We start from the raw sequence: 22815 nt of genomic DNA on the forward strand, positions 1-22815 counted from the left end.
ACAGATGTGTGGAATTTCAATGAACCCCGGATAAATCCGGGGTTTGTCGTTTCTGGCCACCCCGCTATCATTCGCGGATCTTTTGGGGGATTTGACTGATGCTCAATGGCCTGTGGCTTGGCTTCTTCATCGTGGCAGCCGTTTCGGCGCTGGCGCAGTGGCTGATTGGTGGCAACGCCGGGATATTCGCGGCGATGGTGGAGAGCATTTTTGCCATGGCCAAGCTGTCGGTCGAGGTCATGGTGCTGCTGTTCGGCACCCTCACCCTCTGGCTGGGTTTTCTGCGCATTGCCGAGAAGGCCGGCATCGTCGAATGGTTGGCCAGGGCCTTGGGACCATTGTTTTTGCGCCTGATGCCTGAAGTCCCGCCGGGTCATCCGGCCATCGGCCTGATCACCCTGAACTTCGCCGCCAACGGCCTCGGTCTGGACAACGCCGCCACGCCTATCGGCCTCAAGGCCATGAAAGCGCTGCAAGAACTCAACCCCAGCGCTACCGTCGCCAGCAACGCACAGATCCTGTTCCTGGTGCTCAACGCCTCTTCGCTGACGCTGCTGCCGGTGACGATCTTCATGTATCGCGCCCAGCAAGGCGCGCCTGACCCGACGCTGGTGTTCCTGCCGATCCTGCTGGCGACCAGTTGCTCGACCATTGTCGGCTTCCTGGCGGTGGCGTTCATGCAGCGCCTGCGCATCTGGGACCCGGTGGTGCTGGCCTACCTGATCCCCGGCGCCCTCGCCCTCGGTGGTTTCATGGCGTTGCTGGCGACCCTTTCGGCGACCGCGCTGGCCGGCTTGTCATCGATCCTCGGCAACCTGACGCTGTTTGGCCTGATCATGCTGTTCCTGCTGATCGGCGCGCTGCGCAAAGTGAAGGTGTACGAGGCCTTCGTTGAAGGTGCCAAGGAGGGTTTCGACGTCGCCAAGAACCTGCTGCCTTATCTGGTGGCGATGCTCTGCGCGGTAGGTGTCCTGCGGGCCTCCGGGGCGCTGGACTTCGGCCTGGACGGGATTCGTCATCTGGTGGCGTGGGCCGGTTGGGACACGCGTTTCGTCGATGCGCTGCCGACGGCGATGGTCAAACCCTTCTCGGGTAGCGCCGCCCGGGCGATGCTGATTGAAACCATGAAGACCTCGGGCGTGGACAGCTTCCCGGCGCTGGTCGCGGCGACAATCCAGGGCAGTACCGAAACGACGTTCTATGTGCTGGCGGTGTACTTCGGTGCCGTGGGCATCCAGCGCGCACGCCATGCGGTTGGCTGCGCATTGCTGGCGGAGCTTGCCGGGGTGCTGGGTGCAATCGGCGTTTGCTACTGGTTCTTTGGTTGATCGGCGCCGTCAGCCAGCGCCTTGAGCGCGGCCTTGCGCTCTTCCGTCGGCAAGCCACCGAGCTTTTCCACGGCGGCATAGAACCTGGGCCAATCGCCATCCACCTGATGGAACAGCGCATCAAATGCCGGTACCCACTGGTCGTACAGGCCAAACGGCAATAGCCGGGCATTGTTCATGGGGGCATGGACCCAGGCGTCGTAGCGTTTGTCTCCCGCCCACTGACTGTCGCGCAGTTGCCGGTATTCGCTGCGCAAGCGCTCGAACTCGACCGCCTTGCGCTGGCGCATCTGTTCGGTTGGCAACGGCAAGGCGTAGAGCTTTTCCAGCCGGGCGCGGGTTTCCAGCACCAACTCCGTGAACTGGTCGCGCTGACGCGCCTGAGCATTGTTGTCCGGTGGCAGGTGGCGATAGGCACGCCATTGGCGAGTACCTTCCTGCTCGACGAAGGTGGCAAAGGATTCGTTGAACTCAGTGTCGTCCTTCACATAGACGCGCTGATGGGCCAGCTCGTGAAAAATCAGCGTGGCCAGTCGCTCATCTCCCCAGCCCATCATCGAACTGATGATCGGGTCGTTGAACCAGCCGAGTGTCGAATAGGCCTCGACGCCGCCAATCGACACATCCATGCCCTGCAAGCGTTGCAAGGCTGCTTCGCCGCGCGCTGCGCTCTGACTGTAGTACCCGCGGTAGGCCACGCAGCCGGCGATGGGAAAGCAGTGGTTTACAGGCTTGAGGGAAAATTCCGGCGTGACGAAGACATTCCAGACGACGAAGGGACGGCCAATGTCCGCGTACAAGCGGTAACTTTGGTTATCCGGCAAGTGCAATTGCTGGCTGGCGAACGTTCGGGCCTTTTGTGATTGCTCCAGGTGTATACGCAGTTTTTGGTCGCGCGCCGGGTCGGCAATCACACTGGAAACCGGCTCCCTGGCCCGCAGCAACTGCAGTTGGCCGCTGGCCAGTTGGCTGTAATAGCTGATGCTGGTGCAACCGTTGAGCAACAAAAACAACACGCCCGGAAACAAAACGCGAAAAACGCGATCAAGTAACCCAAGGCTAGGAAGCGGCCTGAACACAATAATTCTTCCTTGGAGAGTCTTCCCGCAAGACTATCCCGCCTGACTGGAGCTCCGCTATGCGCACGATGATACTGACAGGAAGTCTGCTGTTGCTGGCCGGCTGTGCCGGATTCGGAATACCCCGCCATGATCCTGCGCAAGCCTGGATCGACCTGGACTCGAAACAAGAAGATACGGCGTTGCAGGCACTGGAGGTCGATGACAAGGCCACCGACGACAAGCGGTACTTCGAGGTTCAGCCCGGTAGCCATGAATTGACAGTCCGCTACCAGTTTCCGGTGCAGCCCACCAACATCGGCCCCGACGCCGAGCCGTTGTGGCGCGATTGTCAGTTGAACGTGAAATTCAAGGATTTCAACGCCGGCGAACGTTATCAACTGCAAGCGGGGAACATCGGTTTTCGGCCGTGGGCCAAGCTCTATGATCAGCAGCGAAAAGTGATCGGCCAGGGCACCCCTGCGGGCTGTCAACGAACCTGATCGGCGTTATGCTGGATGCATATCCCCTGGGACATCCATCATGCGCAGGTTGATGCTGTTACTCGCCGTCGGTGTCGTCGCGGGCTGTCAAAGCCCGATGCCGACACCTGATCCAAAAATGGCCTGGGTTGATTTTTCGACGCCCTTCCCTAACGACAAGTTATTGATGGCCGAACGCCTGGACAAACAACGATTGAGCGATGGGCGTTATTTTGAAGTGATGCCCGGCAGCCACGAACTGATCGTGCGCTTCGACTTTGAAGTCCCCGGCGGCGGATTGGGCATGATGAGCGGTCCCTCTGAACGACTGTGCTATCTGACCATCCGTTACGATCATTTCGAAGCCGGTCAGCGTTATGTGCTCGAAGGCCGCTCCATTGCACTTACCCCCGGCGCCCGGCTGTACAACGCCAAGCGCGAGATCGTCGCTGAAGACGTCGAAGCCTACTGCCTGATGTGAGATGTCAGCGGTCGTTCTTCTGGTAGATGATTTTTTTGGTGCCGTTTTCGCACGAGCCCACGACCATGTTCTGGTCGTGCACTTCGTCGTTGGTGACGATTTCAAGCGTGTAGGAAGTGACGCCACTGGCCTGGATCTTGGCTTCGATCTCGGCCTTGAGCTCTTCGCAGGGTTTCGGTGCTGCGAGGGCCGACGTGGCCAGTGCGCAACAGATAACCGCCAGGGCAAAACGTTTCATGGTTGAAGCTCCTTTGAGGCAGCACGCCTATTCACAGGTTTTCGCTGCTGTCATTTATTCGACCATATTATTAGCGGGCAAATCTGTCACGACGCAAAAAAGATCGCAGTCTTGGGCACCTCTTGCCGAATGATCCCGGCAGGTTGCGCAAGGCTGCGATCTTTTCGTTTCAATGAAGATCTAGCTGACCAATGTTGCCTCCAGGCTGATCTTGGCATTCAGCACTTTGGACACCGGGCAGCCCTCTTTGGCCTTGTTGCTGAGTTCTTCGAACTGCGCTTGGCTTGCCCCCGGGATTTTCGCCTTCAGAATCAATTTCACTGCGGTGATCGCAAAGCCGCCGTCCACTTGATCCAGAGTGACTTCTGCCTGGGTATCGATGCTATCGGCCTTCAGGCCGGCGTCACCGAGAATCATGGAGAACGCCATGGAGAAACAGCCGGCGTGGGCAGCGCCGATCAACTCTTCCGGGTTGGTTCCCCGGCCGCCTTCGAAGCGCGCCTTGAAGCCGTAGGGGGCTTCCCGGAGCACGCCGGTTTCTGTGGAAATCGAGCCAATGCCGGTTTTCAGATCACCTTCCCAATGGGCCGATGCTTTCTTGACGATAGCCATGCCAGTCTCCTAAAGGTCGGCGCGAAAGGTCGCGCCTGCGGGGTTTTCGGTTGCCAGGGTTGTGAGGATAGACGAAGGGGCAAAGTTCACTTCGTCCGATCAATCTGCTTTTTTCGCGGGATTTTTTACCTGGCTATTGAAACTCGGGTATATGCCCACATTGCATGAACACGCTTTTGGATTCGGCAGGTTTGCGTTCGCAAGAACAAACCTGCGCCCTCAATTGGAGAAGCAGGTTTATGAAACGACTGTCCGATATCAAGTTCTCGACCCTCGATCTGGTGCCGGTGCGCGAGAACGGCAGCGCGGCCCAGTCGCTGCGCAACTCGCTGGACCTGGCGCAGCATGTCGAGAAGTTCGGTTACAACCGCTTCTGGGTGGCAGAGCACCACAACATGGACGGCATCGCCAGTTCCGCGACCTCGGTACTGCTCGGTTATCTGGCCGGTGGCACGTCGACCATTCGAGTCGGCTCAGGCGGGGTGATGTTGCCCAACCACGCACCCTTGGTGATTGCCGAGCAGTTCGGCACTCTGGAAAGCCTTTATCCGGGCCGGATTGATCTGGGCCTGGGGCGCGCGCCCGGTTCCGACCAGATGACCGCGCGTGCGTTGCGCCGCGAGCGCTCCGGCAGCGCCGACGACTTCCCGGAAGATGTGGCGGAACTGGTGCGCTACCTCGGGCCACGTACCCCGGATCAACGGATCATCGCCATGCCGGGAACCGGGACCAATGTGCCGGTCTGGTTGTTGGGATCGAGCCTGTTCAGTGCACAACTGGCCGGTGAACGCGGTTTGCCTTATGCCTTCGCTTCGCATTTCGCGCCGCGCTACATGCATGAAGCGATTCGGGTCTACCGCAATCACTTCAAGCCCTCAGCCGTTTTGGACAAACCTTACGTAATGCTCGGCGTGCCCTTGGTGGCGGCCGATACGGACGAGCAGGCCGATTACCTGGCGACTTCGGTGTTCCAGCGGATTCTCGCCCTGATGCGCGGCCAAAGCCTGGTACAGCGTCCGCCGGTGAAGACCATGGACGGCCTGTGGCTGCCCCATGAGAAAGAGGCCGTGCACGATTTTCTTGGGTTGGCCATGATTGGCAGCCCACAGAAAATCCGCGCCAAACTCGAGGTCTTGATCGAACAGACCCAGGCTGACGAGCTGATTTTCACCTGTGACCTGTATGAGCATTCGGATCGCGTGCATTCCTACGAGCTGCTGGCGCAGGTCATGCGCGGCTGATCTCAAACGACAGGCATGAAAAAGCCGGCGCCAGGGCGTCGGCTTTTTCTTTCAGGCGAGGATTGGCCTACTTTTTGTAGACGATCACTTTGGCGCCCTTTTCGCATTTACCAACAACTTTTCCGCCGGCAGCGCTACCTTTATCGACAATCTCCAGCGAATAACCGGAAACGCCCTTGGCATCAAGTTTCGCTGCGATTTCGGCTTTCAGCTCTTCGCATGGCTTGCCACCATCCGCCAATGCGGTCCCCGCAAGGCTCAACAAACCTACCGCCAACATAAACTTCTTCATCGGTTGCATTCCCTGGTCGGATCATAGGGGTAACCAGCCGTCAGCCGGACGCACTCATGCAGCGCTTTGCCATTCCCTATGGCATTCGGCCGGCGTGCAAGTTCAGAAGACTAGCCCAAAGTCAGCTGCTGGCAATCCGGAATCCGACTTTCAGGGTCACCTGAAAGTGCGCAGCCTTGCCGTCCCTGATGTGCCCACGGGTCTCGGTGACTTCAAACCATTCCATGTACTTGATGCTTTTGCTGGCTTCGGTCAGTGCGTTGTTGATCGCATCTTCGATACTGCTGGTGGACGAGCCGACCAGCTCGACTTTCTTGTAGGTGTGATGGTCAGACATGGCGTTCTCCTTGGCGTGTGAATTACAGCCTAGCAGTGATTTTTCCTATTTCTTCTGTTGGCCGTTCTGAGAGTGAAGTTCAGATTTTCTGCACTTTCTCGAACCCCTGAAGTCCCAACCAACACACGCCACTCATCACCAATGCAGGAGAGCCACCATGGCCAACACCTCGTTACGCAAAGCCTCATTGCAAAGCATGGAAGCCGAGATCGAGAGTCTGCTCAAGTCTTTGGAAAACCTGAAGGACGACGCCTCGGACGAGTCGCGTAAGACCCTCAAGACCCTGAAAAGCAACGCCGAGAATGCCTTGAAGCACTCGCGGCACCTGCTGGCCGACGCCTATGAAGAGGTCAAGGTCAAAACCCGCGAAACCGGGATTGCCACCCGGGACTACGCCCAGGAGCACCCTTGGACTACAGCCGGTGTCGCCGTGGGTGCATTGGGCCTGCTGGCCGCTTATCTGTTGTGCAAGCGTGATTAATCCGCCCGGTGCAGCTCGTTTTTCAGCCACTGCGCCAGTTGCCGGGCGCGCCCGTCCGCGGCGCGCTTGGGTAACCACAACGCCAGTTGTGCCGGGGTTTCACTGAAGCCCCATGGCGCAACCAGGCGGCCGGCCTTCAAGTCCTCCGTCACCAAGGGTTCGGGGGCAATCGCCACGCCCAGGCCCGCGACGGCGGCTTCCAGCAAATAATACAAATGTTCAAATCCCTGGCCGTACTTCAACGCCCTGACGTCGAGGCCGCATTGTTGCGCCCAGTTTGGCCAGGCTTGCGGGCGTGAGGTGGTGTGCAGCAAGGGTTCGTTCAGCAGTGCGCTTTCCGGCGCTTGCTTGAGCCGCTCATAGCCAGCGAACCGGGGACTCATGACCGGGCCGATACGTTCGCTGGCCAGCTCGAAAACCTGCATGTCCGCCGGCCAGGGTGGCTCGGCAAAGACCAGCAAGGCATCCAGTCCCGGTCTTCGCGGATCGAGATCGCCTTCTCCGGCCGACAGGTGCAGGCGCAGGTCCGGCAGGTCGGCATTGAGTCTCCCCAGTCGCGGGATAAACCAGCGCGCCAGCAGGCTTCCCGAGCAACCGAGCACGAATGGGGCGTCGGCCATGCTTTGTGTGAGTTCCGTGCAGACGCTGCGCAGGTGCTCGAAGGCTTCGCTGCTGGCGTCACGCAGGCGTAAGCCGGCATCTGTGAGTTTCAGGCCGCGACCTTCCTTGATGAACAGGCTGACGCCGAGGTGTTCTTCAAGCACCTTGAGCTGCCGGCTGACCGCCCCATGGGTGACATGCAGTTGCTCGGCCGCCTGACTGACGCTGTTCAAGCGGGCAGTGGCTTCGAAGGCGCGAAGCGCATTCAGCGGAGGAAGGTCATGGCTCATGGGATCTGTGAGTTTTCCTGACAGGTTGTGGCGATCTTATCGGTTTTCAGGCCGGGACGTCAGGGGTAGAGTGAAGCCCACTATCTCTTTATGCATCACTTCACGCATTCAACTGGAGCGCCAAATGACCCAGACTAATCTGCGCAACGGCCCTGATGCCAACGGCCTGTTTGGCGCGTTCGGTGGCCGCTACGTTGCCGAAACCCTGATGCCGTTGATCCTCGACCTGGCCCGTGAATATGAGTTGGCCAAGGAAGATCCTGCATTCAAGGAAGAACTGGCCTACTTCCAGCGCGACTACGTCGGACGTCCAAGCCCGTTGTACTTCGCCGAGCGTCTGACCGAGTTCTGTGGCGGCGCGAAGATTTACCTCAAGCGCGAAGAGCTGAACCACACCGGCGCGCACAAGATCAACAACTGCATCGGCCAGATCCTGCTGGCGCGGCGCATGGGCAAGAAACGCATCATCGCCGAGACCGGCGCCGGCATGCACGGCGTGGCGACGGCCACCGTGGCTGCGCGTTTCGGCCTGGATTGCGTGATCTACATGGGCACCACTGACATCGAACGCCAGCAGGCCAACGTGTTCCGCATGAAGCTGCTGGGCGCCGAGGTTATCCCGGTGGTCGCCGGCACCGGCACGCTGAAGGATGCAATGAACGAAGCCCTGCGTGACTGGGTGACCAATGTCGACAGCACCTTCTACCTGATCGGCACCGTGGCCGGTCCGCACCCTTACCCGGCGATGGTCCGCGACTTCCAGGCCGTGATCGGCAAGGAAACCCGCGAGCAGCTGCAAGCCCAGGAAGGTCGCCTGCCGGACAGCCTGGTGGCGTGCATTGGCGGTGGCTCCAACGCCATGGGCCTGTTCCACCCGTTCCTCGACGACAAGAGTGTCGAGATCATCGGCGTTGAAGCGGCCGGTTACGGCATTGAGACCGGCAAGCATGCGGCCAGCCTGAATGGCGGCGTTCCAGGCGTGCTGCACGGCAACCGCACTTTCCTGCTGCAGGATGACGATGGCCAGATCATCGATGCCCACTCGATCTCCGCCGGCCTCGACTACCCAGGTATCGGTCCGGAACACGCCTGGTTGCACGACATCGGCCGCGTTCAGTACACCTCGGTGACCGACGACGAAGCCCTCGCCGCGTTCCACCAGTGCTGCCGCCTGGAAGGGATCATCCCGGCCCTGGAAAGCGCCCATGCCCTGGCTGAAGTATTCAAGCGCGCACCGACCCTGCCAAAGGATCACCTGATGGTGGTCAACCTGTCCGGCCGTGGCGACAAAGACATGCAGACCGTGATGCACCACATGGAACAATCTAAGCAGGAGAAACACTGATGAGCCGCCTGCAAACGCGTTTTGCCGAACTCAAGGAACAGAACCGCGCCGCCCTGGTGACTTTCGTGACCGCTGGCGACCCGGGCTATGACACCTCCCTGGCCATCCTCAAGGGCTTGCCGGCGGCTGGTGCCGACGTGATCGAGTTGGGCATGCCCTTCACCGACCCGATGGCTGACGGGCCGGCCATCCAACTCGCCAACATCCGTGCGTTGGGTGCCAAGCAGAATCTGGCGAAAACCCTGCAAATGGTTCGCGAGTTCCGCCAGGACAACAACGAAACGCCGCTGGTGCTGATGGGGTACTTCAACCCGATCCACATGTACGGTGTGCCGCGCTTCATTGCTGAGGCCAAAGAGGCCGGCGTTGATGGCCTGATCGTGGTCGACCTGCCGCCGGAGCATAATGGCGAGCTGTGCGACCCGGCGCAGGCTGCGGGCCTGGACTTCATTCGCCTGACCACGCCGACCACCGACGATGTGCGCCTGCCGACTGTTCTCAACGGCAGCTCCGGTTTCGTCTACTACGTGTCGGTGGCCGGTGTGACCGGCGCCGGTGCCGCCACGCTGGAACACGTCGAGGAAGCGGTCGCCCGTCTGCGCCGCCATACCGACCTGCCGATCAGTATCGGTTTCGGTATCCGGACTCCGGAACAGGCAGCGTCCATTGCACGCCTGGCTGATGGCGTGGTGGTGGGCTCGGCGTTGATCGACCAGATCGCCAATGCGGCAACTGCGGAGCAGGCCGTCGACGGCGTATTGAGTCTGTGCTCGGCACTGGCGGACGGCGTGCGTAAGGCCCGCGTCAGCTGAAGGCAACCTTCCTGATTCAGAGACTGAACAGCAAAAAGGGCTTCAGGACTGCGTTCTGAAGCCCTTTTTGCTGTGTGTGGCTAAACGCTGTAAACCTTGTGGGAGCAAGCTCGCCCCTACAAGATTGCGGGTCAAGGCAACTCTATGCCGCCTGCTGCCTTGTGCAGTTTGCGCAAATGCTCGCCAATCTGCTTTACGTTGGCTTCGTTGGCGGCCATTTCGGCGGCACGCCCCGGTTCGAGCAACGCTCTCACTTCCTTGTCCAAGTCTCCGGACAGCGCCAGAAGCTGCTTCTGGCGCTGGCTGCTTTCCGATTCCAGATGCTCCCACTCGCTCGGCTGTGGCAAGCCATAACCGTTGGTGCCCAGCAGTTCCGCCGGACGGCTGAGGAAGCCGCTGTTGGCGAGAATGTCCTTGAGCGTCTCGTTGGCCTTGTCCATGCCGCCATTCTGCAATTCCCGGGCGCCTAGATAGCGCTGCTTCACTTCATCCTGAGCCAGCAGCAACTGCTGACGGAAACTGGCCTGTTCCAGCAGGAGCAGCGCCGCGCTGGTGCGCAGGTCTGCCTGCTCGAACCATTGCCGACGTTCCGCGGCTTTCAAGTCCAGCCACTCTTCGACGGTTTCCTGTTTGACCGGCAAGTGCTTTTTCAGGATTTCGAACATCGCCTGATAGCGTTCGCGGAAGGAATCGAAACGATAACCCAGGCGCAAGGCTTCCCGCGGATCGTCCAGCACACTGGTGTCCGCCAGCCCTCGACCTTTGAGCACTTCCAGCAAACCGTTGGGCATGATGTTGTCGAGCCCTACCAATTTCGGGTTGTTGGTGCCGCCACGCAGCAATTTCAGTTCTTCCACCGCGCAGTTGTTCGACAGGAAGAAATAGTTACCGTCGTAGCTCCAGTGCATCTCGGCGGCACGTTCCACCACGTCTTCAATCTCTGTGCGCGACAGGTTCAGGGGCACGGAGGCCAGGCTGCGCAGTTCGGTCTTGGTATATTCGTCGATGACCTGGGACAGCGGCAGGATAAACAGCCGCGACGGGTATTTGCCGACCAGGCCATCCCAGCTCGACAACTGCACGTCACCGACGAAGGCGCGATACGACAGCACCAGGTGCTGGTCCAGGTCCAGTCGGCAATCCGGGCCTCGGGGGCGGCCCGGCGCGCAGATCACCAAACGCAGCATGCTGTGGCCCCAGCGACTGAACAGGTTCTGGTTGGCCTCGGCCAACAGATAGTCAACGGCATAGACCCGCTCCGGATCGACCTGCCCCAGCGGTGTCCTGGCGAAGTCGTTACCGGCATTGAGGAACGCGACGGTTTTGCTGCAGGTGTCACTGGCGGTGGGCGCCCAGCCGAAATGCTCTTTGTAGTAGCGATACAGTGCGGGACGGCGGCAGGCGTAGCTCGGGTCGAGGAGGAAATACTCCATGTTGACCGCGACGAACTCCTTGGGACTGCTGGTCTCGTAGATATCCGGACTGCGGGCAATCTGGCGATTGTGCTGTTCGCGTTCACCCCGACGGCCTACGTATTGCTGCCAGCCGGCCAGGTCGAGCAGGCGCGGATCGTCGCTGAGGGTAAAGCGCCGATCGGACTGGCCCCGACATTGGTCGGGTATGCCGACCAGCCCTGAGCTGTTGTTGCGCCGGGTGCAGCGCTGAATCAGCTTGCGCTCGTCATCCGGCCACAGGCGCGAACGGTCGTAGATGTGAGTCAGCTCGTGCAACACAGTGGCCAGCATTTCCCGGCGCACGGTGCCATGGGGGCGATGGGTTTTTTTGCTCGCGGCGCTGCCATCGGTGAGGCCGGCGAGCAGGTTGCGGTTCAGATCGAGCTCGGACACCAGCGATGCCTGGCCGTAGGCATTGCGCGGCATGTCATCGGTCCAGCCGACGACGATACGCCGGTCCAACTGCTCGATGAAGCGTGGCGGCAGCGCCTGCATGGCTTCATCAAGCAACGCCTGGCTGGCTTGTTGTTGCGCGGACGTCAGACCTTCGGTCTTGAGTTCTAACTGAAGGCCTGCGTGAGCCGTGTTGCCGAGCAGCAACAGGGCCCCGGTCAGCAGCCAGGCGCGTGGACACCTCACAGTGCGAGGATGGCTTCGGCGAGATCCTGATCGCTGGCGTCGCGCGCTTCGGGCACGCGGGTGCGCAGCAAGTTGAAAGCGGACTCCAGGTGAGCGCCACGAATGTCGCCATTGCTGGCGACGAAACTGGCGGCGTCGTCCTGGGCTTCGCGCACGATTTTCGAATCGCGAATGGATGTGGTGGTGTCGGAGGTGAAATCGAGGGTGCGCTGGGTAGCTCGGATCAGGATGTTACTGGTGGCAACCAGAGTATGTGCCTGGGCCACGTCGGCCAACAGCAGCAGGCCGAGAATGGCAGCAATCAGCGGGTTACGCATGGAACGAACTCCAGAAAAGCAGGGATAACTATTGGACGAGAATTGCTTGCGCCAGTTCAAGGTCGCTGGCATGAAGTTTTGCCTGGGTCTGGCGCAGATACCGCAGGGCCGACTCCAGTCGTGCGCCTCTCAGTTGGCCGTCACTGGCAATGAATGCCGCGGCATCATCGTGGGCGGCGAGCAGTAGTTTATGGTCGAAGGGGGCGGAGGTCACGAGGCTTGTGGCGTAACCACTGGCGACGGTGCCCTGGGTGGACAGGTTGAAGGCGTCATAAGCGTAGGCTGATGCGCAGTAACCCAGGGTGAGAAAGACCGGAGTGATCAGGAAGCGGGAAGGAAAACGCATGAGACTCGACAGTTGAAAGTGAGTCCCAAGGCTAGCGCAAGGGCCGGTCTAGAGCCAGTGTCGAAACATTGGGGCACGCCGGGCGTGCCCCATGTCAGTACCGCCGTTTAGATGGTCAGGATTGCCTGAGCCAGTTGTGCGTCTGTTGCACTCAGTTGCGGCGCCTTATGGCGAATGTGATCGAGGGCGCTTTCCAGCTTCACACCGCGGATGGAGCCTTCGCTGGCGACGAAGCTGGCGGCGTCGTCACGAGCGGCGAGGACGATCTTGTCATCCTTGAACGACGACGAAACGATGTTGGTAGTCGCATCGGACGTGGCCTTGAGTGCGTTGACCACTGCATCCGTGGTCACGATGAAGCTGGAGGCTTGGGCACCGGCAGCCACGGCAAACAGGGCCGCGGCGCTAAGCAGGCGAAGACGGGACATGGGGTAACTCCTTTTGGTAGACCATTTGAAATATGGCGCAGTGTCTGCAAAGTCAGACGCTAGGCACTCGGCGTTCGCCACGTTCTGAAGTGATATTAGGCCTGTCTGTGTCGGTTCGAACAGTCCTGACCCTGCACGCAGGAAGTCAGCGCCAAAACGGTTTATCCAATTCATTGCTGCGGTCGGCGTGACTGATACCCAGATCCGCTAGCTGGCGATCATCGAGTTGAGCCAGCAAACGTCGCGTTCTCGCTCTTTCCAGGCCAGCGCAGAGCCACTTCAGCAGCCCTCGGAGCCTCTGCTGACAAGGTCTCGATTGAACCGAGGGAATGGAAAAATCCTCTACGTTCGTCATGGCACGGTCCCTGTCCTGATAAGTGGAGAGCTCCATGCTGACACCCGCCGAATATCTACTACAGACACACAGTGGCGATATTGTACTCATGCAGTTTGAGTTTTTTGCAAACTGTACTGGTTATCAGGTTTCTCTTCTGTAAGACCAGGTTTGCCAGGCCAAAACGACAAAACCCGTCGTGGTTGCCCACGACGGGTTTTGTTTTTTCAATTCGAGTTGCTGGCGGTGGACCTTAAGGTCAGAGCCAGCGACGCTAACTTAGCGCCAGAACGGCTTGCTCAGCTCTTCGTAGCGTTGTGCTTCGCTAATCCCGGCGTCAGCCAGCAGACGCGAATCCAGGCGAGCCAGTTGATGGCGGCTGGTAATGCGGCGCTGCCACAACATCAGGTTGGCGATAACGCGCAGAGGCAGGGAAGCCTGAGTTTTTGCAGCAGTGTCTTCGAAGAACAGATCGGAACTGAGTGTACGTTCCATGGTGGTCATCCTTCCGCTTGTGGCGGGATTAGGTAGTGGTTTAACTGGTGCCCATGATCCTCTTGTTTGCCTAGTCTCTGTAGATACAGTTCATCTGTATTGTGAGAGCTCAGTTAACTGTTTATAGGGGGTGTACTGGTCGAAATTGAGGCAACTGTACCTGTCTGCACTGTTTGAGTGCAAAAATGCTGTTTTACCCCGATGAGGTAGTAATTTTCCGTAGGAAATGACCAGTACAGCAGTACAGTTTTTTCATATTGCGAGGGTGGCAAGGGCAAGCTGGCGAAACTGTGTTTGCGCCAGCTGTTATCTGTAGCAATTACTTCTTCAGCATGTGCCCGGTTTCTTCCAGGTTTATGTGCCAACTGAGTGCGTCACGCAGGATGTGCGGGGTGTGCCCACCGATAGCGCACGCCGCAGTGAAGTAATCATTCAGCGCCTGGCGGTAATCCGGGTGTACGCACTTGTCGATGATGACCCGGGCACGCTCCCGGGGCGCCAGGCCTCGCAAGTCTGCCAGGCCCACTTCGGTCACGAGGATGTCGACATCATGTTCGGTATGGTCAACGTGGCTGACCATCGGCACCACGCTGGAGATTGCGCCGCCTTTGGCGATCGACTTGGTCACGAACACGGACAGGTGTGCGTTGCGCGCGAAGTCGCCCGAGCCACCGATGCCGTTCATCATCCGGGTGCCGCAGACGTGGGTGGAGTTGACGTTGCCGTAGATGTCGAACTCCAGCGCCGTGTTGATGCCGATGATGCCGAGGCGGCGTACAACTTCCGGGTGGTTGGAGATTTCCTGCGGGCGCAGGACCAGCTTGTCCTTATAACGCTCCAGGTTGCCGAACACATCGGCATTGCGCCGGCTCGACAGGGTGATAGAGCTGCCCGAAGCAAAGCTCAGCTTACCGGCGTCGATCAGGTCGAAAGTCGAGTCTTGCAGCACCTCGGAATACATCGTCAGGTCTTCGAACGGCGAGTCGATCAGGCCACACATCACCGAGTTGGCGATGGTGCCGATACCGGCTTGTAGCGGACCGAGCTTGTTGGTCATGCGTCCGGCGGCCACTTCCTGTTTGAAGAAGTCGATCAGGTGGTCGGCAATGGCTTGGGTCTCAGCGTCTGGCGCCAGCACCGTTGAGGGTGAGTCAGCCTGATTGGTGACCACGATGGCGACGATTTTTTCCGCTGGAATCGGGATGGCGGTGCTACCAATGCGGTCGTCGACTCTGACCAATGGAATCGGAGTGCGGGTCGGGCGATAGGTCGGGATATAGATGTCGTGCAGGCCTTCGAGGTTCGGATTGTGCGCCATGTTGATCTCGACGATCACGTGCTTGGCGAAAATCGCGAAGCTGGCCGAGTTGCCTACCGAAGTGGTTGGCACGATATGCCCTTGCTCGGTGATCGCAACGGCTTCAATCACCGCGATGTCCGGCAGCTTCAATTGCTGGTTGCGCAATTGCTCCACGGTTTCCGACAAGTGCTGGTCGATGAACATGACTTCACCGGCGTTGATCGCCTTGCGCAGGGTGCTGTCGACCTGAAACGGCATGCGTCGCGACAGCACGCCAGCTTCGGTCAGCTGTTTGTCGAGGTCGTTGCCCAGGCTTGCGCCAGTCATCAGGCTGATCTTCAGCGGCGTGACCTTGGCGCGCTCGGCCAGCGCCTGGGGGACGGCCTTTGCCTCACCGGCGCGAGTGAAGCCACTCATGCCGACGGTCATGCCGTCCTCAATCAGAGCGGCAGCGTCGGCAGCGCTCATCACTTTGTCCAACAACGAAGGCAGGCGAATACGGTCACGATACATGGATTGTTATCTCGGGCAACAGGTAGCAGGACGTGCAGTCTAGTGAATTGCGTCGACTTCTGTCCCGCTACCAAGGTCGCAATCGAGGCGTCTATTCCGGGCCTTTCAAGCAAAACACCGTTACCGGATCGGTAATAAAAGAATAGTTTGTCCGACGATTTGCGCAAACAAAAACGCCCCGACGAGTCGGGGCGTTCTGTGTACCGCAGAGGATTAGTCGACGGCTTTTACCATGTCTTCGATAACCTTTTTGGCGTCACCGAACACCATCATGGTTTTGTCCAGGTAGAACAGTTCGTTGTCCAGGCCGGCATAGCCGCTGGCCATCGAACGCTTGTTGACGATAATGGTCTTGGCCTTGAACGCTTCGAGGATCGGCATGCCGGCAATCGGCGATTTCGGATCGTTCTTCGCGGCCGGGTTGACCACGTCGTTGGCGCCCAACACCAGCACCACGTCGGCCTGACCGAACTCGGAGTTGATGTCTTCCATCTCGAACACCTGGTCGTAAGGCACTTCGGCCTCCGCCAGAAGCACGTTCATGTGGCCCGGCATACGACCGGCAACCGGGTGGATCGCGTACTTCACGGTCACGCCGCGATGGGTCAGCTTCTCGGTCAGTTCCTTCAACGCGTGCTGCGCCCGTGCTACCGCTAGGCCATAGCCCGGAACGATGATCACGGTGTCGGCGTTGGTCAGCAGGAAAGTCGCGTCGTCAGCCGAACCGGATTTCACCGGACGGGCTTCCTTGGCGCCTGCCGGACCTGCGTCGGCTGTATTGCCGAAACCGCCGAGCAGTACATTAAAGAAGGAGCGGTTCATCGCCTTGCACATGATGTACGAGAGGATCGCACCGGACGAGCCTACCAGCGAACCCGCGATGATCAGCATCGAGTTGTTCAGCGAGAAGCCGATACCTGCCGCTGCCCAGCCGGAGTAACTGTTGAGCATCGACACGACCACTGGCATGTCCGCGCCGCCGATCGGGATGATGATCAGCACGCCCATGATGAAGGCCAGGGCCAGCATCAAGGCGAAGGCGCTGAGGTCGCCGGTCAACATGAAGGTGATGCCCAGGCCAAGGGTGGCTACGCCGAGCAGCAGGTTCAGTTTGTGTTGACCGGTGAACTGTACTGGTGCGCCCTGGAACAGGCGGAACTTGTACTTGCCCGACAGCTTGCCAAAGGCGATTACCGAACCGGAGAAGGTGATCGCACCAATGGCGGCACCGAGGAACAGCTCCAGGCGGTTACCGGCCGGGATCGCGTCACCCAACTGCGCAACGATACCCAGCGACTGCGGTTCGACGACCGCCGCAATGGCGATGAACACCGCGGCCAGGCCGATCATGCTGTGCATGAAGGCGACCAGTTCGGGCATCTTGGTCATTTCAACGCGTTTGGCCATGATCGAACCGGCAGTGCCGCCGATCAGCAGGCCGACGATCACGTAGACGATACCGTCATGGGCCAGTTCGGCGCCTAATTTGTAAATCAGGCCGACCGTGGTGAGGATTGCCAGGCCCATGCCGAGCATGCCGAACAGGTTGCCGCGGCGCGACGTGGTGGGGTGCGAGAGGCCCTTGAGCGCCTGGATAAAGCAGACCGAGGCGATCAAATACAGGGACGTAACCAGGTTCATGCTCATGCTTGCTGCACCTCAGCCTTGACTGCTTCGGCCTTGGCAGCCGGAGCTTTGGCCGCTTTCTTCTTGAACATTTCCAGCATGCGGCGGGTCACCAGAAAGCCACCAAACACGTTGACCGCGGCCAGGGCCACGGCCAGGGTGCCCATGGTCTTGCCCAGCGGGGTCACAGTGAGGGCGGCGGCGAGCATGGCGCCGACGATCACGATGGCCGAGATGGCGTTGGTGACAGCCATCAGTGGCGTGTGCAGTGCAGGTGTAACGTTCCAGACCACGTGGTAGCCGACATAGATGGCCAGCACGAAGATGATCAGGTTGTAGATACCGTGAGAGATCAGCATGTCTTCCATTGTTTTTATCCTCAGCCGTTCTTGCGCACGATCTGGCCGTCGCGGCACATCAGGCACGCGGCGACGATATCGTCTTCAAGGTTGATCACCAGTTGTCCTTCTTTATCGAACAACAGTTTCATGAAGTCCAGCAGGTTGCGTGCGTACAGCGCCGAAGCATCGGCCGCCACTGCGCCCGCCAGGTTGGTCGGGCCAACGATGGTCACGCCGTTTTCGACGACCACCTGATCGGCCACGGTCAGCGGGCAGTTACCGCCCTGGGCGGCCGCGAGGTCGATGACCACCGAGCCCGGTTTCATCTGTGCCACGGTTTCTGCGCTGAGCAGCGTCGGTGCCTTGCGGCCGGGAATCAGTGCTGTGGTGATGACGATGTCAGCTTGTTTGGCGCGCTCGTGCACGGCTGCGGCCTGGCGCTGCATCCAGCTGGCCGGCATCGGCCGGGCGTAACCACCGACACCAACGGCGCATTCACGCTCTTCGTCGGTCTCGTAAGGCACGTCGACGAACTTCGCGCCGAGGGATTCGATCTGCTCTTTCACCGCAGGACGCACGTCGGAGGCTTCGATCACCGCACCCAGGCGTTTTGCCGTAGCAATGGCCTGCAACCCGGCCACACCGGCACCAAGGATCAGCACGCGCGCCGCTTTCACGGTGCCCGCAGCCGTCATCAACATCGGCATGAAACGAGGGTAATGGTGAGCGGCCAGCAAGACAGCCTTGTAACCGGCAATGTTGGCCTGCGACGACAGCACATCCAGGCTTTGGGCGCGGGAGGTACGTGGCGCAGCCTCCAGGGCGAAGGCGGTAATGCCGCACTCGGCCATCTTGGCGATGGTTTCGTTGTTGAACGGATTGAGCATACCCACCACAACGGTGCCGCTTTTAATCAGCGCCAGCTCGCTGTCGCTGGGGGCGACCACCTTCAAAATCAGCTCTGCTCCAAACGCATCATTGGCGCTGCCAATGGTTGCGCCTGCCGCTTCATAGGCACTGTCGACAACGCTGGCATTAACGCCGGCGCCGCTTTGTACAGTGACCTTATGACCCTGGCTGATCAGCTTCTTGATGGTTTCCGGGGTTGCAGCAACCCGTGTTTCACCGGTCTGGGTTTCGAGAGGAACACCAATGTGCACGTCAAATCTCCTGCGTGATCTTATTGAGTAAACCCATGCACTACGGATGGTGCGGCTGGGGCGGCCGATCAGCACGGTCCCGCCAAATCAGGGCGGGGCGCGGCATTTTGCAGGCGAACTTTGTGCCCTTCAAGGGATTATGACGGGTGACGGAAAATTAACTACAAGTCACCCCGTGACCGAATGTCGCAACCAACCGGCTCGATCCCTTGCAGACCGTGCTTTACAAGGATTTTGGCTGAAACTGAAGAATTTACACATCGGCCGTATGAATGATGCGGCATCGCCTCGAAATAGTGGCGCAAAGCCGCATGATCAGGCGCTTGTGGGACGTTTGTACGACTTCTCGATACAGTTTGCTGCCATGCGACAAATACGTATATCTGTAGGGCTTTGTTTTTGCTGACTACGGGGTCAGGTAACATCGGAAAGCCTTTACTCCTCTAGGCTGTAGCTGTGCGCCTGGTTTACCAGCCAGTCACGAAATGCCCTTAAAGACGCGGATTCGACCTTTCGCTCAGGAATCATCAGGTAATAAGCCTTGATGCTGGACAGTGCTTGCGGGTTGGCGATTACCAGGCGTTTCTCTTTCAACTCCCTTTGAATCAGAAACGGCGGAATCAGGGCAATGCCCATGTCATGCATGGCCGCCTGGGCGAGCATGGAGAATAGCTCGTAGCGGGGGCCTGTCATGTCTCGCGGGACATTCAGGTGTTGGGAATCGAACCACTGGCGCCAGGCATAAGGACGGGTGGTTTGTTGCAGCAGGGGCAAATCGGCAATTTCGCCGGGCGTAAGGCTGGTCTTGTTTGCGAGCAGGTTGGGGCTGCAAACGGGCATCGGATTTTCACCCATCAGCCTGTGGGATTCTGTACCCGACCAATCTGCGTCGCCGAAGTAGATCGCGGCATCGAAATCAGTGTCGGCGAACAGGAATGGACGTGTGCGGTTGGTCAGGTTGACGGTGACTTCCGGGTGCTTCTGCTGGAAGTCCTTGAGTCGTGGCAGCAGCCATTGGGTGCCGAAGGTCGGAACCACGGCCAATTCGATTACGTTGGTGCCCTGCTGGCCCATCACGGACAAGGTGTCGCGCTCAACCGCATCCAGTTGAGTGGCGACCCGACGGCTGTAGGAAAGCCCGGCCTCCGTCAGCTTCACTCCACGCCGCGAACGTCGGAACAGTTCTACGCTAAGGAACTCTTCAAGGCTGGCGATTTGTCGGCAAATCGCCCCCTGGGTCAGCGAAAGTTCCTGGGCGGCCTTGGTGAAGCTTTCATGGCGTGCCGCGGCCTCGAAGCTGATCAGGGCGGTGGTGCTGGGTATCTTCCTGCGCATGTACGTCAACCTCACTAATGCATCGCATAAAGGCTCTTTTGCGACGTTTCGGAGTGAGAAATTAGCACAACAGTATGCGAAATCCTCGTTTGCCGTAGCGCCGATCCAGGCCTAGGATCAGTCCACGTTATTTGACCCGATTCGAGAGGACACACTCATGGGCGGTAAAGCTAGCTTCAACTGGATCGATCCCCTGCTGCTGGATCAACAGCTCACTGAAGAAGAACGCATGATTCGCGACACGGCTGCGCAGTTCGCTCAGCAGAGCCTTGCGCCGCGCATTCTTGAAGCTTTCCGCCATGAGAAGACCGACCCAGCGATCTTCCGCGAAATGGGCGAAGTGGGTCTGTTGGGTGCAACCATCCCCGAGCAATACGGTGGCAGCGGCCTGAACTACGTCAGCTACGGCCTGATCGCCCGTGAAGTCGAGCGTATCGACTCCGGTTATCGCTCGATGATGAGCGTTCAGTCCTCGCTGGTGATGGTGCCGATCAATGAGTTCGGTACCGAAGCGCAGAAGCAGAAGTACCTGCCGAAACTGGCCTCGGGCGAGTGGATCGGCTGCTTCGGCCTGACCGAGCCTAACCACGGTTCCGACCCGGGCGCGATGATCACTCGTGCGCGCAAAGTGGAAGGTGGCTACAGCCTCACCGGCAGCAAGATGTGGATCACCAACAGCCCGATTGCCGACGTGTTCGTGGTCTGGGGCAAGGACGATGCCGGCGACATCCGCGGCTTCGTTCTGGAGAAAGGCTGGAAAGGCCTGAGCGCTCCGGCGATTCACGGCAAGGTTGGCCTGCGGGCATCGATCACCGGTGAAATCGTAATGGACAACGTGTTTGTGCCGGAAGAGAACATCTTCCCGGATGTCCGTGGCCTGAAAGGTCCTTTCACCTGCCTCAACTCGGCACGGTACGGCATCTCCTGGGGCGCACTGGGTGCAGCCGAGTTCTGCTGGCACACCGCTCGCCAGTACACCCTGGATCGTCAACAGTTCGGCCGTCCATTGGCAGCCACTCAGTTGATCCAGAAGAAACTGGCCGACATGCAGACCGAAATCACCATGGCGCTGCAAGGTTGCCTGCGTCTGGGTCGTATGAAGGATGAAGGCACTGCTGCAGTCGAAATCACTTCGATGATGAAGCGCAACTCCTGTGGCAAGTCCCTGGACATCGCGCGCATGGCTCGCGATATGTTGGGTGGCAATGGCATCTCCGATGAGTTCGGCGTTGCTCGCCACCTGGTGAACCTGGAAGTGGTGAATACCTATGAAGGTACGCACGACGTCCATGCGCTGATCCTCGGTCGTGCGCAAACCGGCATCCAGGCGTTCTATTAACAGGAGGACGTCCATGGGCGCGCTATCGCATCTACGGGTACTGGATTTATCGCGGGTGCTGGCCGGGCCTTGGTCCGGACAGATCCTGGCCGACCTCGGCGCTGAAGTGATCAAGGTCGAGCGCCCCGGTAACGGTGATGACACGCGCGCCTGGGGGCCACCGTTCCTTAAAGACGCCTATGGGGAAAACACCAGCGAGGCCGCCTATTACCTGTCGGCCAATCGCAACAAGCAATCGGTCACGATCGACTTCACTCGCCCTGAAGGGCAGAAGCTGGTGCGTGAACTGGCGGCGAAGTCGGACATCCTGATCGAAAACTTCAAGGTTGGTGGTCTGGCAGCCTATGGCCTGGACTATGAATCGCTGAAGGCGATCAATCCGGACCTGATCTATTGCTCGATCACCGGATTTGGCCAGACTGGCCCTTACGCCAAGCGTGCGGGTTATGACTTCATGATCCAGGGGCTGGGCGGTCTCATGAGCCTCACGGGGCGACCTGAAGGCGAAGAAGGTGCGGGGCCGGTGAAGGTTGGCGTGGCGCTGACGGACATCCTGACCGGGCTGTATTCGACTGTCGCGATCCTGGCTGCGCTGGCGCATCGGGATCACGACGGCGGTGGTCAGCATGTCGACATGGCGCTGCTGGACGTGCAGGTGGCCTGTCTGGCCAACCAGGCCATGAACTACCTGACGACAGGCAATGCGCCTAAACGCTTGGGTAATGCTCATCCGAACATTGTGCCCTATCAGGACTTTCCTACGGCGGATGGCGATTTCATCCTTACCGTCGGGAACGACGGGCAGTTCCGCAAGTTCGCGGAAGTGGCCGGACAGCCGCAGTGGGCGGACGATCCGCGTTTTGCCACCAACAAAGTGCGGGTGGCGAACCGCGCGGTGCTGATTCCGCTCATCCGCCAGGCAACGGTGTTCAAGACCACCGCTGAATGGGTGGCGCAGCTGGAGCAGGCGGGCGTGCCATGCGGGCCTATCAATGACCTGGCGCAGATGTTTGCCGATCCTCAGGTCAAGGCACGCGGCTTGGCCATCGAGCTGCCGCATGCGCTGGCGGGAATGGTGCCTCAGGTGGCGAGCCCTATTCGTCTGTCCGAAACCCCGGTGGAGTACCGGTTTGCGCCACCTTTGCTGGGTGAGCATACGCTGGAGGTATTGCATCGGGTCCTGGGGCTGGATGCAGGCTCGGTGTCTGCGCTCAAGGCGTCTGGCGTGCTCTGATGTCTCTCTTCTATATAGGGAAGCGTTTTTGCTTCTCTATATAGGCCTCAAATCAGGCGTTTTAGCGCTTTCTGCAAGTTATTGATAGAAAAGCAAAATCAGTGCTTGACGGCAGATTTCAGATGTCTATAATTCGCCCCACTTCCGGCGCAGTCGAAACGGAAAACTCCTTGGTAAACAAAGAGTTACGCAGTTTTCGGCAGCAGGTTGCTTCAGGTCATCGAAGCACCAAGGAAGTTGAAAAAGAGGTGTTGACAGCAGCGAGTAACGCTGTAGAATTCGCCTCCCGCTGACGAGAGATCGAAAGCGCAAGTGGTTGAAGTTGTTAAGGATTCCTTGAAAACTTCTTAAAAAAAT

Annotated in this window: 26 protein-coding genes; 9 read left to right on the forward strand and 17 right to left on the reverse strand. The window is 59.2% G+C overall.

Translation table 11 applies throughout. The annotated features are described in order from the left end of the window. The first annotated feature begins 98 nt into the window (after positions 1-98). The gene (locus CD175_RS22050) at positions 99-1328 is read left to right on the forward strand and encodes a nucleoside recognition domain-containing protein (RefSeq protein WP_104450428.1); all 1230 of its coding nucleotides are present in this window, start codon (positions 99-101) and stop codon (positions 1326-1328) included. On the opposite strand, the gene CD175_RS22055 is transcribed toward CD175_RS22050, so the two are convergent. Next, positions 1310-2407, reverse strand: coding sequence for an aminopeptidase (locus tag CD175_RS22055; RefSeq protein WP_104450429.1), 1098 nt, complete (start codon positions 2405-2407; stop codon positions 1310-1312). The two genes, CD175_RS22050 and CD175_RS22055, sit on opposite strands and share 19 nt — an antisense overlap. Before the next feature lie 59 nt (positions 2408-2466). Here CD175_RS22055 and CD175_RS22060 point away from each other — a divergent pair, with 59 nt between their 5' ends. Continuing rightward, positions 2467-2889, forward strand: coding sequence for a PA0061/PA0062 family lipoprotein (locus CD175_RS22060; protein ID WP_007969774.1), 423 nt, complete (start codon positions 2467-2469; stop codon positions 2887-2889). Positions 2890-2929: 40 nt separating this feature from the next. Beyond that, complete coding sequence (locus CD175_RS22065) at positions 2930-3349, forward strand: PA0061/PA0062 family lipoprotein (protein ID WP_104450430.1); 420 nt, start codon at positions 2930-2932, stop codon at positions 3347-3349. A gap of 4 nt (positions 3350-3353) precedes the next feature. On the opposite strand, the gene CD175_RS22070 is transcribed toward CD175_RS22065, so the two are convergent. Together CD175_RS22070 and CD175_RS22075 are read right to left on the reverse strand one after the other, a co-directional pair. Next, entirely contained in the window at positions 3354-3587 is a 234-nt protein-coding gene (locus CD175_RS22070; protein WP_104450431.1) for a DUF1161 domain-containing protein, read from the reverse strand. Between the two features lie 180 nt (positions 3588-3767). Further along, on the reverse strand, positions 3768-4199 hold the full coding sequence (locus tag CD175_RS22075; protein WP_007969768.1) for an OsmC family protein: 432 nt from the start codon (positions 4197-4199) through the stop codon (positions 3768-3770). A 239-nt stretch (positions 4200-4438) separates the two neighbouring features. Here CD175_RS22075 and CD175_RS22080 point away from each other — a divergent pair, with 239 nt between their 5' ends. After that, positions 4439-5440 carry an LLM class flavin-dependent oxidoreductase gene (locus tag CD175_RS22080; RefSeq protein WP_008002158.1) on the forward strand — a complete coding sequence of 334 codons (1002 nt, stop codon included), beginning with the start codon at positions 4439-4441 and terminating at the stop codon, positions 5438-5440. Positions 5441-5507: 67 nt separating this feature from the next. Here CD175_RS22080 and CD175_RS22085 read toward each other — a convergent pair whose 3' ends face one another. Beyond that, the gene (locus tag CD175_RS22085) at positions 5508-5732 is read right to left on the reverse strand and encodes a DUF1161 domain-containing protein (RefSeq protein ID WP_104450432.1); all 225 of its coding nucleotides are present in this window, start codon (positions 5730-5732) and stop codon (positions 5508-5510) included. A 121-nt stretch (positions 5733-5853) separates the two neighbouring features. Beyond that, positions 5854-6069 (reverse strand): dodecin, encoded by a 216-nt coding sequence (locus CD175_RS22090; protein ID WP_015092929.1) that lies wholly within the window; start codon positions 6067-6069, stop codon positions 5854-5856. A gap of 157 nt (positions 6070-6226) precedes the next feature. On the opposite strand from CD175_RS22090, the gene CD175_RS22095 reads away from it, so the two are divergent. Beyond that, entirely contained in the window at positions 6227-6550 is a 324-nt protein-coding gene (locus CD175_RS22095; protein ID WP_104450433.1) for an ElaB/YgaM/YqjD family protein, read from the forward strand. Here the strand turns inward: CD175_RS22095 and CD175_RS22100 are convergent. Then, positions 6547-7440: a LysR family transcriptional regulator gene (locus tag CD175_RS22100; RefSeq protein ID WP_104450434.1), complete on the reverse strand. Its 894-nt coding sequence runs from the start codon at positions 7438-7440 to the stop codon at positions 6547-6549. The genes CD175_RS22095 and CD175_RS22100 overlap by 4 nt on opposite strands. A gap of 124 nt (positions 7441-7564) precedes the next feature. Here CD175_RS22100 and trpB point away from each other — a divergent pair, with 124 nt between their 5' ends. After that, on the forward strand, positions 7565-8785 hold the full coding sequence (trpB, locus tag CD175_RS22105) for a tryptophan synthase subunit beta (RefSeq protein ID WP_008002146.1): 1221 nt from the start codon (positions 7565-7567) through the stop codon (positions 8783-8785). Continuing rightward, positions 8785-9597: a tryptophan synthase subunit alpha gene (gene trpA / locus CD175_RS22110; RefSeq protein ID WP_104450435.1), complete on the forward strand. Its 813-nt coding sequence runs from the start codon at positions 8785-8787 to the stop codon at positions 9595-9597. Before trpB ends, trpA begins: the two co-directional genes overlap by 1 nt. Before the next feature lie 131 nt (positions 9598-9728). On the opposite strand, the gene CD175_RS22115 is transcribed toward trpA, so the two are convergent. From CD175_RS22115 to CD175_RS22165, 11 genes are all read right to left on the reverse strand, one after another. Further along, on the reverse strand, positions 9729-11690 hold the full coding sequence (locus tag CD175_RS22115; protein WP_104450436.1) for a DUF7844 domain-containing protein: 1962 nt from the start codon (positions 11688-11690) through the stop codon (positions 9729-9731). Beyond that, positions 11687-12007, reverse strand: a complete 321-nt coding sequence (locus CD175_RS22120; protein ID WP_008045884.1) for a DUF2388 domain-containing protein — start codon at positions 12005-12007, stop codon at positions 11687-11689. The genes CD175_RS22115 and CD175_RS22120 overlap by 4 nt, the downstream gene beginning before the upstream one ends. 28 nt (positions 12008-12035) lie before the next feature. Continuing rightward, positions 12036-12353, reverse strand: a complete 318-nt coding sequence (locus CD175_RS22125; RefSeq protein WP_104450437.1) for a DUF2388 domain-containing protein — start codon at positions 12351-12353, stop codon at positions 12036-12038. 107 nt (positions 12354-12460) lie between these two features. After that, positions 12461-12781, reverse strand: coding sequence for a DUF2388 domain-containing protein (locus CD175_RS22130; RefSeq protein ID WP_015092936.1), 321 nt, complete (start codon positions 12779-12781; stop codon positions 12461-12463). 145 nt (positions 12782-12926) lie between these two features. Then, entirely contained in the window at positions 12927-13136 is a 210-nt protein-coding gene (locus tag CD175_RS22135) for a DUF1127 domain-containing protein (RefSeq protein ID WP_104450457.1), read from the reverse strand. Between the two features lie 258 nt (positions 13137-13394). Next, positions 13395-13610 (reverse strand): DUF1127 domain-containing protein, encoded by a 216-nt coding sequence (locus CD175_RS22140; protein WP_007969750.1) that lies wholly within the window; start codon positions 13608-13610, stop codon positions 13395-13397. Between the two features lie 319 nt (positions 13611-13929). Further along, positions 13930-15423: a succinyl-CoA:acetate CoA-transferase ScpC gene (locus tag CD175_RS22145; protein ID WP_095967831.1), complete on the reverse strand. Its 1494-nt coding sequence runs from the start codon at positions 15421-15423 to the stop codon at positions 13930-13932. A gap of 213 nt (positions 15424-15636) precedes the next feature. Continuing rightward, a complete protein-coding gene (locus CD175_RS22150) occupies positions 15637-17070 on the reverse strand; it encodes an NAD(P)(+) transhydrogenase (Re/Si-specific) subunit beta (protein WP_007969748.1) in 1434 nt (477 codons plus the stop codon). Next, positions 17067-17417 carry an NAD(P) transhydrogenase subunit alpha part 2 gene (locus CD175_RS22155; RefSeq protein ID WP_053152987.1) on the reverse strand — a complete coding sequence of 117 codons (351 nt, stop codon included), beginning with the start codon at positions 17415-17417 and terminating at the stop codon, positions 17067-17069. Before CD175_RS22155 ends, CD175_RS22150 begins: the two co-directional genes overlap by 4 nt. An 11-nt stretch (positions 17418-17428) precedes the next feature. After that, a complete protein-coding gene (locus CD175_RS22160; RefSeq protein ID WP_007969746.1) occupies positions 17429-18550 on the reverse strand; it encodes a Re/Si-specific NAD(P)(+) transhydrogenase subunit alpha in 1122 nt (373 codons plus the stop codon). Positions 18551-18985: 435 nt separating this feature from the next. Then, positions 18986-19885 carry a LysR family transcriptional regulator gene (locus CD175_RS22165; RefSeq protein ID WP_104450438.1) on the reverse strand — a complete coding sequence of 300 codons (900 nt, stop codon included), beginning with the start codon at positions 19883-19885 and terminating at the stop codon, positions 18986-18988. A 157-nt stretch (positions 19886-20042) separates the two neighbouring features. Between CD175_RS22165 and CD175_RS22170 the strand changes: the two genes are divergently transcribed. Both CD175_RS22170 and CD175_RS22175 read left to right on the forward strand, forming a co-directional pair. After that, positions 20043-21224, forward strand: a complete 1182-nt coding sequence (locus CD175_RS22170; protein WP_007969743.1) for an acyl-CoA dehydrogenase — start codon at positions 20043-20045, stop codon at positions 21222-21224. A 13-nt stretch (positions 21225-21237) separates the two neighbouring features. After that, entirely contained in the window at positions 21238-22458 is a 1221-nt protein-coding gene (locus CD175_RS22175; protein WP_104450439.1) for a CaiB/BaiF CoA transferase family protein, read from the forward strand. Positions 22459-22815 lie beyond the last annotated feature (357 nt).

The sequence above is a fragment of the Pseudomonas laurylsulfatiphila genome (assembly GCF_002934665.1).
In the GTDB taxonomy this organism is placed as follows: Bacteria; Pseudomonadota; Gammaproteobacteria; order Pseudomonadales; family Pseudomonadaceae; genus Aquipseudomonas; species Aquipseudomonas laurylsulfatiphila.